General features: G+C 47.2%; 11 protein-coding genes. 8 read left to right on the top strand and 3 right to left on the bottom strand.

The window, feature by feature from the left end; all coding sequences use genetic code 11:
• Positions 1–552 precede the first annotated feature (552 nt).
• Positions 553–729 carry a putative motility protein gene (locus HP570_RS14620; RefSeq protein WP_173626194.1) on the bottom strand — a complete coding sequence of 59 codons (177 nt, stop codon included), beginning with the start codon at positions 727–729 and terminating at the stop codon, positions 553–555.
• Between the two features lie 157 nt (positions 730–886).
• Between HP570_RS14620 and HP570_RS14615 the strand changes: the two genes are divergently transcribed.
• The 4 genes from HP570_RS14615 (at position 887) to HP570_RS14600 (ending at position 4,345) form a co-directional block, all read left to right on the top strand.
• Positions 887–1,696 carry a motility protein A gene (locus HP570_RS14615; RefSeq protein ID WP_015893541.1) on the top strand — a complete coding sequence of 270 codons (810 nt, stop codon included), beginning with the start codon at positions 887–889 and terminating at the stop codon, positions 1,694–1,696.
• Positions 1,689–2,471 carry an OmpA/MotB family protein gene (locus HP570_RS14610; RefSeq protein WP_173626193.1) on the top strand — a complete coding sequence of 261 codons (783 nt, stop codon included), beginning with the start codon at positions 1,689–1,691 and terminating at the stop codon, positions 2,469–2,471. The genes HP570_RS14615 and HP570_RS14610 overlap by 8 nt, the downstream gene beginning before the upstream one ends.
• Positions 2,472–2,762: 291 nt before the next feature.
• Entirely contained in the window at positions 2,763–3,566 is an 804-nt protein-coding gene (locus tag HP570_RS14605; protein WP_173626192.1) for a basic amino acid ABC transporter substrate-binding protein, read from the top strand.
• A gap of 104 nt (positions 3,567–3,670) precedes the next feature.
• The gene (locus HP570_RS14600) at positions 3,671–4,345 is read left to right on the top strand and encodes an amino acid ABC transporter permease (protein WP_172139039.1); all 675 of its coding nucleotides are present in this window, start codon (positions 3,671–3,673) and stop codon (positions 4,343–4,345) included.
• A gap of 82 nt (positions 4,346–4,427) precedes the next feature.
• Here HP570_RS14600 and HP570_RS14595 read toward each other — a convergent pair whose 3' ends face one another.
• Positions 4,428–5,480, bottom strand: a complete 1,053-nt coding sequence (locus HP570_RS14595; protein WP_173626191.1) for an HD-GYP domain-containing protein — start codon at positions 5,478–5,480, stop codon at positions 4,428–4,430.
• A 209-nt stretch (positions 5,481–5,689) separates the two neighbouring features.
• Here HP570_RS14595 and hpf point away from each other — a divergent pair, with 209 nt between their 5' ends.
• The 4 genes from hpf (at position 5,690) to prfB (ending at position 10,899) form a co-directional block, all read left to right on the top strand.
• A complete protein-coding gene (hpf, locus tag HP570_RS14590; protein ID WP_015893536.1) occupies positions 5,690–6,247 on the top strand; it encodes a ribosome hibernation-promoting factor, HPF/YfiA family in 558 nt (185 codons plus the stop codon).
• Positions 6,248–6,445: 198 nt separating this feature from the next.
• Entirely contained in the window at positions 6,446–8,965 is a 2,520-nt protein-coding gene (gene secA / locus HP570_RS14585; protein WP_064200465.1) for a preprotein translocase subunit SecA, read from the top strand.
• Positions 8,966–9,210: 245 nt separating this feature from the next.
• Positions 9,211–9,672, top strand: a complete 462-nt coding sequence (locus HP570_RS14580; RefSeq protein WP_142497941.1) for a hypothetical protein — start codon at positions 9,211–9,213, stop codon at positions 9,670–9,672.
• 113 nt (positions 9,673–9,785) lie between these two features.
• A protein-coding gene (gene prfB, locus HP570_RS14575) for a peptide chain release factor 2 (protein WP_015893533.1) occupies positions 9,786–10,899 on the top strand; the annotation gives its coding sequence in 2 pieces (ribosomal slippage) (positions 9,786–9,866 and positions 9,868–10,899; 1,113 coding nt in all).
• Here the strand turns inward: prfB and HP570_RS14570 are convergent.
• Positions 10,889–12,325 (bottom strand): PAS domain-containing sensor histidine kinase, encoded by a 1,437-nt coding sequence (locus tag HP570_RS14570; RefSeq protein ID WP_173626190.1) that lies wholly within the window; start codon positions 12,323–12,325, stop codon positions 10,889–10,891. The two genes, prfB and HP570_RS14570, sit on opposite strands and share 11 nt — an antisense overlap.
• Positions 12,326–12,453 lie beyond the last annotated feature (128 nt).

Here is a 12,453-nt window from a genome sequence, read left to right as displayed (position 1 = left end):
GGGGGTGGCTGTACCAATCCTTAGCCCAGTCCACTGCGAGGTGGAATCTGAAGGAAGCCAGCGGCAAAGTCCCGACCTGAGGTACACGAATCTAATTTGAGGTTGCTGTACTTGGACGAGTTTGCTAAACAAATCGAAGTCAAGGGGTATAGCAGTAAATTAGGCAGGTACATGGTATGGAAGTTATCGTTCTTACTTGGTGTTGGTAACCGTCTCTGTAAGGAGTCGCTGAACATTAAGTAAACATATCCACTAATCACTTTCGTGATGATACGGTGAAGCAAGGACCCGATATCGAGAACTTCTGTCTCTGGGTTTATCGCACGTCCAAGCAATAGAAATTATAAACACCCGAAAGGGTGAATGGAGTACCGCAAAGACTCCTCAAATACACAAAGCCCTCGGAGTTGCATATTGGCAACAACAAGGGCTGAAAAGCTTAGTACAACGATATTCTGTCACTCGTCAAGCTTAATGAACCGCAGTATACCGAACAGTACGTACAGTGGTGTGAGAGGACGGGAGTCAGTCACTCCCTCCTACTCGATCCACTTATGCACGAATATCGATCGTTTTTCCAAGAGATGGATGACTTGCCTGAGCCGCTTGAACATTTTGCTGCGTCTTAGCAAAACCCTCCAACATCATTAAAGATTGCGCCTGCGCAGTCTCCTGCACTTGCTTCGTCAAACTAATAGTAACGGCTTGTTTTAATTGTACGGCATTCACAGATGATCACCTCTTTGCTAGAATTACTTTCTATATCATTATCGACATTTTTTATACCAAGCTTCACTATAACCATGACTCTATTCTCTCATCTTTTTTCCACCATCTGCTATACTTTAAGAACAACTTGCTGAAAAACTAGGAAGGTGAATCACTTTTGTCCACAAAACGTCGCTCACTCGTCTTAATCGGAGCCGTCCTCCTCATCTTCATACACGCGGTCTACCTAAACGGAACCTTATCGGACCTCCTCAACGTAACCGCCGTCGAGCTAGTCGCGCTCTCCGTAGTCATGTCCTACGCAGTCAAACGTAAGCATCTCGACTTGAAAAAAATCTGGCGCCTGCTCATCCATGGCCGACAAAGCAACGTTGAGGAAACGATCAAGCGCTTCTACTACTACGCGCTCGTCCAGAAGGAACAGGGCTATATCGCGCTCGAAAAGGAGCTGCAACAAGAACCCGATTCGTTTATCCAGCGAGGATGCTTACTGGCGGTTGAGGGTGTTCCCGAAGAAGAGCTGCGTCTGATCCTGGAGAACGAGCTAAAGGGCGAGCAGTATCGCTACCAACAATCAGCAGGGTTCTTCCGTCTGATCAGCTTGCTGGCACCGGGGATGGGGCTGGTCGGTACGCTCTTGGGGATGACGGGTGTACTGAAGTCGCTCGAAGACATGGCCTTGACCGGACATAGCCTGAGCGCAGCGGTCGTGGCGACGTTGTATGGCGCGCTCTTGGCGAACTTGTTCGCGTTGCCATGCTACTACCGCCTGATGGATCTGTACGACCGGGAAATGTTTGAAAAGCGTCTTTTCATCGAAGGCTGTGTTGGTCTCCAGCGCATGGAGACACCACGCTTGTTGTTTGAAAAGCTGAACTCCTTCTTGCCAGGTGACCAAAAGCTGGTGCTGATTAAAGAAGCAGGCAGCATGAAGGGCACGATTGAAAGGCAGGACCGCTATGCATGACGACCGGTTATACGACGAAAAAGAGCTAGAAAAAAGCTGGCTGCTTAGCTACAGTGACCTGATTACACTGTTGTTCGTGATCGTGATTATTATTGCGGCGACACAGACGAAGAGCATTCAGTCACAAAAGGAAGATGTCCAAAAGGAAAAAGCGAGCTTGGAGAAGGTGCATGAGAGTCTCGACCTGCTCAACCTGCAAAAGCTGGAGTTGCAGCGCGAGGTCTACCAATTGGAGGCTCGCCAGAAGGAGCTCAAGGGTGAAAAAGTAAAAGAAGGCTCCGAAGACACCGTAAACGTGCCGAAGCGGCCGATGGGCCTGTCTGACTCGAGTGAGCGCGATATGGAGACGGTACGCAACCAGCTATCCTCCGCTTTGGCTGAGCTGAATCTCGACTACGAGGAGACCGAAGAAGGCTTGCGTATCCGTTTGCCGGAAACGATCTTGTTTACGAGTGGTTCGGCAGACCTACAGGCCCAAGGGAAGCAAGTCGTCGGGACGGTAGCAGGGGTTTTGAAGCGTTTTGAGCACAAGGTGCGAATCGAGGGCTATACAGATGATGTGCCGATATCTCGCAGCTCCTTCCAATCCAACTGGGAGCTATCCTCGGCGCGCGCGATCTCTGTCATGCGTGAAATGGTGGATGCTAACTCCTTACCAGCGTCTCGCTTTACAGTGGCTGGCTTGGGCGAGTACAAACCGCTTGTGGATAACTCCAACGCGGAGAACCGTGCGAAGAATCGCCGGGTAGAGATCGTGATTTTGGGGGAAAAATAACAATTCATTATTTTCAGATAAAAGCAGGATTTTTATATGCAGGATAGAACTATATCCCGTATATATGAATCCTGTTTTTTTGCTGCTAGATATACTTATTTTCCCATTTCGTTCCCCTTACTTTCGTACTAAAGTGGCAGAATATACAGGAAAATAGTTATGCCCAGCTTGTGCACAATGGTATGTGGATAATGTGGATAACTCTGTGGAGAACGCAAAAAATCCGTAATTTCCATGTGGACATTGCTGGGGACAAAATGAGTAGATAGAGAGACACAAGGGGGATTCGAGATGCGTATCGGGACAAATTGGTTCAAATCGCTCGCGTTGGTCGTCGGTGTGGGGATGCTCCTCGCAGGCTGTGGATCGGGTGGTCAGCAAACGTCCGGTAGTGGCGGAGCGAGTGGTAGTTCAGGTGACAAGGTGTACGTAGTGGGTACAGATGCGGCATATCCACCGTTCCAAATGCTTGAGGCTGACAAGATTAGTGGCCATGACATCGATGTAATGAACGCGATCGCAGAAGCTGGCGGATTCAAGATCGAGTGGAAAAACACCGGGTGGGACCCGCTTTTTGATGGGCTGGACAAAGGGACGGTTGATATTGGGATCTCGTCTATCACGATCACGGAGAAGCGCAAGGAGAAATACGATTTTTCGGACTCATACTTTGAAGCGAATCAACTCATTCTGGTAGCGGAAGATTCTCCAGTGACGAAGCTGGCAGATTTGAAAGGCAAGAAGATCGGTGTTCAAGCTGCGACCACGGGTGAAGAAGTGGTCAAAAAAGCGTTTGGAGATACGTATGAAGGCTTGAAGGGCTATGATGATATGCCATCTTCCGTCGATGACTTCTTTAATGGTCGAGTCGATGCAGTAATTGGCGACAATGGCGTTTTATCATACTACGTGAATAAAGTAAAAGATAAGAAGTTTAAGCTGATAAAAGATGATTCCTTTGAAAAGGAATTTTACGGAATTATCGTGAAAAAGGGCAATGCCGATGCGATTAACAAAATCAACGACGGATTGAAAAAGATAAAAGAAAATGGAAAGCTGCAGGAAATTTACACCCAGTACTTTGGCAATAAGTAGGCAGCAAAATGGCCGGGTGCGTCTTTCGACGTAGCCGGCGTTTGTTCGCAGCCGGCGTTTGTTCGCAGCTTGGCTTGCTGACAGGAAGAAGGGAGGATGAGCCATTGGACTGGAGTGTCATCTACGACTACCGTGAACTGTTTATCCGAGGCATCATGAATACGATTTTACTAACGGCAGTGGCTACGGTTTGCGGAACATTTTTGGGGTTGTTCATCAGCTTGGGCAAAATGTCCTCCAAGCGAATCTTGCGTTGGACCTGTTCGATTTACGTAGAGCTGTTTCGGGGAACTCCGATGCTGGTCCAAATTTTGCTGATTCATTTTGCGGTGATTCCGTCTATTTGGGGTATTCTGTATCCGGGAGTGAGCAGCCCGGAAGCGATTTATTCAGGCTTCGTCGCGCTTTCACTCAATGCGGCTGCCTATATGGCGGAAATCTTTCGGGCCGGCATCCAATCAATTGATCCGGGGCAAATGGAAGCAGCACGATCACTTGGCATGAACAAGGGCCTTGCGATGCGCCAAATTATACTTCCCCAAGCGTTTACACGAATGCTGCCCGCGATCGGAAATGAGTTTATTGCACTTTTGAAAGATTCATCTCTTCTGGCAGTAATTGCGACACCAGAATTAAACTACGCAGCCATGAACGTGGCGAAAAGTACATTTGAGCGCTACCCCCCATATTTAACGGAGGCGGCGGTTTACCTGGTGCTTACGTTGTTCTTGTCCCGTGTAGTCGTGAGAGGACTAGAGAAAAAATATTCCACGCGGTAGTGAGTGAGCCTGTGAAGACGAAACAATAGCAAAATCCCCCTGATTCCTTAATCGGACAGGGGGATTCTTTTTTTCTGCGTGTTTAACTGATCATTCTTTGAATGCGTAGCGAACGCTGGAGTCTCAGGTCTATAAATTCATTCCCTCTACGAACGAGAGGGCGCATAGGCTCATCAGTATGAATCATAATGATTTCGACGTGGTCGCCATTGTTCAAAAGCGCATGGGAGCCGACGTAAAGTAAGATAATGTAGTGGATAAAACGAGACACAATCATCGGATTTAATTGGCCTGTACAAGCTGACTCCCACAGAATATTCGCGGCTTCAAAGGGAGAGGTTCCCTTCCGATACACGCGATCTGTGCATATCGCATCAAATGTGTCTGCGACACTGATGATTTGGCATTCAAAAGGGATGCCATCTTTTTTTTGTCCGAGAGGATATCCACTTCCATCCCAGCGTTCGTGGTGCATCAGGGCGCACTGTGCCAGCAAGTTGTCGGCATCGTCCATGGTGCGCAGAAGCTCGTAACCGTATACGGTATGCTTTTTCATTATCGTATACTCTTCGTCTGTCAAACGCTCTGGCTTGGATAGCAGTTCATCGGGAATTTTCATCTTGCCGATGTCATGGAGAAGACCTGCAAGGCCCAAAAAATGAACATCACGTTGCGGCAATCCTATGATTTTTCCGATTAAAGCTGCCACGATACCTACATGCAGGGAGTGGCGATACGTATAGCTTTCTGTTCCTTCATTCAAATAAATGAAGCGCAGAAATCTCATGTGATGAAGAACTTGATCGAGCATAGGGTGAACAGCGTCGCTAAATTGTTGCAGTTTGGGAGTACCCCCATTTGCGAGCTGGTTAAATAAATACTCGGTTTTTTGTACGGCCACCATATAGGCCTTTGCAGCCTCCGACTCACTCCAATGAAGGAGAGGAAAGGGCATTTCGGGTGCTTCCGAGTCTGTAGTAACGTGTACGGCTTCTACCTGGTGGGCCTCTAGTAGTCGTATATCACTAAGATGAAGGATTGCACCAGCGGGTAGTAAAAGCAGCCCGTATTCATTGTAAACGTCTTGAGCGAGCGTTGTTCCGATAAGTGAATGGGAAGGTTTTACCTCTGCCATGAGGACTCCTCCAGTGCGATGTACGACCGCGATATAGGATGGGATGATTACGTGTCCTATTATAGCATAGGGAATCTAGTAAGTATTGGTAAAATAATGTCGGATATTGATGGTTTGTAAAAGATTTGCAAAGATTTTTTTAAGCTGAGTGGAAGGATTATTTACAGAGGTGGCGAATACGTATGTATAGACGGAAGGAGGTTGGAACCATGAAATTTAACATTCGTGGAGAAAACATTCAAGTCACCGCTGCACTTAGAGAATATGTCGAAAAGAAAGTCGGCCGTCTGGAAAAATATTTTGAAACTCCACAGCCTACAGAAGTACAAGTCACCATGCATGTACACAGAGGAGAAGGCACGATCGAGGTAACGATCCCGTTGAGTGGGGTGATTATCCGAGCGGAGGAAACGCACGAAGATATGTATGCTGCTATCGATCTGGTAGTAGAAAAGCTGGAACGTCAGATTCGCAAACACAAAACGAAGCTGATGAGGAAACTTCGAGTGGATTCGACTGGAAGAATCGCACAGCGTGAGAGTCAGCCAGTAGCAGTCATGATCCCGGATGTGGATGAGGAGGATATCGACATCGATATCGTTCGAACCAAACGCTTCGATCTGAAGCCGATGGATGCACAGGAAGCGGTCATGCAGATGGATATGCTGGGACACAGCTTCTTCGTTTTCCAAAACAGTGACACCAATGACGTCAGTGTGGTGTATCGCCGCAATGATGGGCGTTATGGATTGATTGAACCAAAATAACGAAACTTTACACATTCTCATTCGTATAAGACTAGGGAGTTGCTATTGGCAACTCCCTTTACTTGTGTAGAGGATGCTCTATTTGATAAAATATCTTTTTAGAAAGTATTATTTTCGTAGAATCGGTATCCTTTTTTATTATTGGACTCATGCCGGCTTGTGCATTTTTGTTTGGCAGTATATGGAAGGGGTGTCCTCATGCTAGGACTCGTTAAAAAGATATTCGGCGATAGCAATGAACGTGAAGTAAAGAAAATGTTTAAGCGTGTAGAAAGTATCAACGCACTGGAACCAACGATTAAGGCACTCTCGGATGACCAATTGCGGGAGAAGACAGCTGAGTTTAAGGCTCGCTTGGCAAATGGAGAAGAGCTGGACAAAATTTTGAATGAAGCGTTTGCCGTTGTACGTGAAGCGTCGATCCGTGTACTGGGCATGCGTCACTTCGACGTCCAGATGATTGGTGGTATGGTGCTTCAGGAAGGTCGTATCTCCGAGATGAAGACGGGGGAAGGTAAAACGCTGGTTGCGACACTGGCGACATACCTGAATGCCTTGATGGGAAAAGGCGTCCACGTCGTTACCGTGAACGAATACTTGGCTGAGCGTGACTCGAGCATCATGGGTAAACTGTATAACTTCCTCGGGCTGACAGTTGGTTTGAACAAGAATGGACTGAACCCAGAAGAAAAGCGGGAAGCATACGCATGTGATATTACGTATGGTACGAACAATGAGTTTGGCTTCGATTACTTGCGTGACAATATGGTTCTGTACAAGGAACAAATGGTGCAACGTCCACTCTTCTTCGCTATCATCGACGAGGTGGACAGCATTTTGATTGACGAAGCACGTACGCCGTTGATCATCTCCGGTTCTGCTAACAAATCGACAGAGCTGTATTACATCTGCTCGCATTTTGTGAAGCGCTTGGAAGAAGAAAAAGATTTCACAATCGATGAGAAGCTGAAAATCGTCAACCTCACAGATGATGGCGTAAGCAAAGTCGAACAGGCATTCAACATCGACAACCTGTACGATACGGCACATATCACGTTGAACCACCACATTACGGCGGCGTTGAAAGCACAAGTGCTGTTCAAGCGCGATGTCGATTATGTGGTGCAGGAAGGCGAAGTGGTGATCGTCGATGAGTTCACCGGCCGTCTGATGGTTGGACGTCGTTACAGCGATGGCTTGCATCAAGCGATTGAAGCCAAAGAAGGTCTGCGTGTTCAGAGCGAGAGCATGACACTGGCGACCATTACCTTGCAAAACTACTTCCGTATGTATGAGAAGCTGGCGGGTATGACAGGTACAGCGAAGACGGAAGAAGAAGAGTTCAAAAAGATTTACGGTCTCGATGTTGTGGTTATTCCAACGAATAAGCCAGTACAGCGTGTCGATTCACCTGACCTTGTTTTCAAAACAGAGGCGGCTAAATATCGTGCGGTTGTAAACGACATTGTGGAGCGTCACAAAAAGGGCCAACCGATCCTGGTAGGTACCATTTCCATCGAAAACTCGGAGCGCTTGTCCCAAATGCTGAAGCAAAAAGGCGTACCGCATAATGTATTGAACGCGAAGCAGCATGAGCGCGAGGCAGAAATTGTTGCACGTGCAGGTGTGTACGGAGCGGTTACCATTGCCACAAACATGGCGGGTCGTGGTACGGACATTCAGCTTGGCGAAGGTGTTGCGGACCTAGGCGGTCTTCATATTATCGGTACAGAACGCCACGAGAGCCGTCGGATTGACAATCAGCTGCGCGGTCGTGCCGGTCGTCAGGGGGACCCGGGTTCATCCCAGTTCTTCCTCTCGATGCAAGATGAGCTCATGCGTCGTTTCGGTGCGGACAATATCATGAATATGATGGATCGTTTGGGTATGGAAGAGGATATGCCGATCGAGAGCCGCCTGGTTACTCGTGCGGTAGAATCCGCGCAGAAGCGTGTAGAGGGATCGAACTTCGATGCACGTAAAGGCGTTCTCCAGTACGACGACGTGATGAATCAGCAGCGTCTGGTTGTCTACAAACAGCGTAAAGACATCCTGGAACACGAAAACCTCAGCGATGTTGCTTTGAATATGATCTACGCAGTGATGGAGCGCGCAGTGTCTCTGCATTGTCCAAAAGAAGAGGTACCAGAGGATTGGGATCTGCAAGCATTGGCCGATGCTGCCAACAATGGATTCCTCTATGAAGAAACGATTACGGCTAAAATGCTGAAAGGCATGGAAGCAGAGGAAATTCTCGAGCTGTTGAAAGCAGAAGTTGATAAGCAGTACAAACAGCGTGAAGAAGAAATCGGCGAATCGATTCGCGAGTTTGAAAAAGTCGTTATTCTGCGTGCTGTCGACAGCAAGTGGATGGATCACATCGATGCAATGGATCAGTTGCGTCAAGGGATTCACCTGCGCGCCTACGCACAAAACGATCCGCTTCGTGAGTACCAGTTCGAAGGATACGAAATGTATCAAGGTATGCTGGCTGCTGTTCAAGAAGAAGTCGCTATGTATATCATGAAGGCCGAAGTTAGCCAAAACCTGGAGCGTCAAGATGTCATTCGCGGTCAAGGATTCGATCCGGACAACTTGCAAACCTCCGGACCATCCGATCGTCCAGATCCGGAGACCTCCGGTGATGCTGATCCGAAAAACCGTGCACAGCGTCGCGCTCAGGAGCAAGAACGCAAACGCCAAAATAAGAAACAATAAGCAATAACAGAACATTCTTCTCGTATCGGCAAATTCGGTACGAGGGGAATGTTTTTTTCTTGCCCATTCCTAATGCCTTGACAGTATTCGTCCTCATCTATTCTTCCTCGTCTGATATTAACGATCTATTTGTCTAACACTGGTAAATGTGATCGAACGATTCAGGTGGTAATTATCTGAAAAATAAATAGAATCGTAAGTACAACACTTTTACCAAAAATTCACGAAGACGGGGGAATGAACAAATGAGAACGTCAGTGAACGTGATGGGGATACAAACGAAGAATACGATGGAGCGCATTTCCGTTACTTTAAAAGCAGTCCTAAAGACAGGAAAAGAAAATAAAAAAGTACAGCTCATTGAAAAGGAGGAGGGAATCGAATTACCGAGAGTCATCTCAGCGCAAGACCCGGTCTTTGAGGACAAGCGACTGATGGAGGAAATTCCGGAGCCGAATTGGAATGAGGCCTTGATCGCACCGCCGAGTGGAATGGTGGATCGAACGCGTGAAAGTCCGCTAGCCAAAACCTATCGAAAAACACACAACTGGAAGCGACAAGCTATCATCAAGCAAGCATACCAGCAAAAAGCAAGTGAAGCTCGGCGTACCCATCTCAATCTGGTTGCTGCACCACAGGCGGAAAATAAACAACCACATGAAATCCGAGACCTGAGATCCTCGCCATCACCACCGGTGGTAACGTAAAAAAGGTAGCGGCGAAGTCCCTTTTCTAAACGTGACAAGCTGCCGTATTTGCGCATCCGGCAAATTACGTTACAATAAAACATAGCTTACGTAAAGAGAAGGTGATTCGCAACATGGCATTAATCGATATTGCGGACATCAAACAAGAGATGTCTAGCATGGCTAAGCGTTTAGCGGATATCAGGGGGTCTCTTTGACCTCCCAGTAAAACAGGAACGAATTGGTGAACTGGAAGAGCGCATGCTGGCACCCGATTTTTGGGATGACAACGATGCAGCGCAGAAGACAATCAGTGAACTGAATGCAATCAAAAGCCTCGTGGAGACGATGGCCAAGCTGGATTCCCAGTACGAGGATCTCCAGGTAATGTTGGAACTCGTCATCGAAGAAGGGGATTCCTCCCTCATTCCAGATCTGTATGACAGTACGCAGGAGCTGCGGAAGTCATTTGAGAGCTTTGAGCTGGAATTGCTTTTGAGTGATGAATACGACAAAAACAACGCCATTCTGGAGCTGCATCCGGGAGCGGGTGGTACGGAGTCCCAGGATTGGGCGTCCATGCTTCTACGTATGTATACGCGTTGGGGGGATGCCAAGGGCTTCAAGGTCGAAACATTGGACTATTTGCCTGGCGATGAAGCCGGTGTAAAAAGTGTCACTCTCCTGATTAAGGGCTACAATGCGTATGGCTACCTCAAATCAGAAAAAGGGGTTCATCGTCTTGTGCGGATATCTCCGTTTGATGCCTCTGGACGTCGACACACATCGTTTGTGTCTTGCAACGTCCTGCCGGAGATCGAAGACGATAACGTGGTAGACATACGTACTGAGGACCTGAAAGTCGATACGTATCGTTCCAGTGGTGCGGGTGGTCAGCATATCAACACGACTGACTCCGCTGTAAGGATTACTCACTTGCCTTCTGGAATTGTGGTGACGTGTCAAACAGAACGCTCCCAGATTAAAAACCGAGAGCGTGCGATGAAGATGCTGACGGCACGACTGTTTGAGAAGAAACGGGAAGAACAAGAGAAAACGTTGGCCGCGATTCAAGGTGAACAAAAAGATATTGCATGGGGCAGCCAAATACGTTCCTATGTCTTCCACCCATACAGTCTGGTAAAAGACCACCGGACGAATATGGAGGTAGGGAACGTTCAAGCAGTCATGGATGGTGAAATTGATTCGTTTATCGATGCCTATCTGCGCGCGCAGATTAATCGTTAAACGAAACAGTAGGCTTCAAGGCTTTTGGTATGGAGATCGATACGGTGGTTCCTTTGCCGACATCGCTGGCGATGTTGATGGTACCGCCGTGATCGCGAATAATTTTTGTGCTTACCATTAACCCCAGGCCAGTTCCTGTTTCTTTTGTACTATAAAAAAGCTCTCCTAATCGGGGAAGTAGCTCGGCAGGGATGCCTTGTCCTTGATCGCTGATTCGGATGATCACATCAGAAGGGCGCTCTACAACCTTGATTGTGAGATTTCCACCTAACGGCATGGCTTCCATGCCGTTTTTTATGATGTTTATGAAGACTTGCTTGATTTGATATTCTTCACACAATATGAGGGACGTGACCTGCGGAAAATCAGTGAGAATGGATACATTTTTAAGAAGTGCCTGCGGCTCCAAAAGCTTAATGACAGACGAAAGCAATGGCAAAAGGCCGTTGGGAGCAAATCGCAACGTTTGCGGCTTGGCCATTATTAAAAGCTCACTGGTAATCGAAGTAATCCGGTCGATTTCGGATCGCATAATTTGCAGGTATTGCTGATTGGCGAACTCGTCCCCTTCCATGAGTTGAATAAACCCTTTCAAGGCCGTAAGCGGATTGCGAATTTCATGGGCGATACCTGCGGCAAGCTCTCCTAAAACGGAAAGCTTGTCAGAGTAACGAAGCAATTCTTCTGATTGCCGACGTTCTGTAATATCACGTGCCACAAAAACCGTGCTGAGAATATGACCGTTTGAACAAACGTCAGGTGTCCCCTTCACATCAAACAGCAACATTCTACCGTCTGGGTGCAGGTAATGGTACTCGGCGTCGAGCGTGGTCTTCTGCTTCAACATTTGAGCAAAATCGCTCTTGGCGTTGGTTACTTGTTCAGGATGAATCAAGATCGAAAAATGCTGGTTGATCACTTGATCAATCGTGAGACCAGTTACCGCCTGAACAGAAGGGGAAGCGTAGGTAATCATTCCGTCCACATTTACAATAAAAATCAAATCCATAATGTTTTCGGATATTAACCGAAAGTTCTCTTGCATCTGATGAAGAACCTCTTCCATTTCCATCTGCTGCGTGATGTTTCTGGCAATGGAATAACGGCTGATGATTTCGCCGTTTTGAAAAATGGGAAAGCTGGAAGCGATAATATCCACAACCTGCCCGTTTTTATGGAGCAACTGATAATGCTTATTTTTTCTGATTCCTGTGGAGAGGATTTGTTGTTGTTTCTTACTATCAAGACCCTCAGTAGAAGCGAGGATTTCCCAAATTTGCATACGCAGCAATTCTTGAGAGGTGAATCCTACCAATGCTTCACCAGCAGCGTTTACGCCTGTGAATCTGCCCTGCATGTCGAACATGAAAACAGCGTCAGGATTGTTGTGGAAGAGAGATGTATATAACTGTATCTGCGTGTCCATACCTATCCGCCTCTCTGTTGCTACTTGCTACCTTTGAATCGTTCGCTGTAGAAAGGAAAAATCCTACTAGACCAAAGTCCGTATTCATAATTATGTTATACTTCAGAAAAGAACAAGGTCATGAAAAA

It is taken from the genome of Brevibacillus sp. RS1.1, from assembly GCF_013284365.1.
Classification (GTDB): Bacteria; Bacillota; Bacilli; order Brevibacillales; family Brevibacillaceae; genus Brevibacillus; species Brevibacillus brevis_D.
This window is presented reverse-complemented; position numbering and strand designations above follow the sequence as displayed.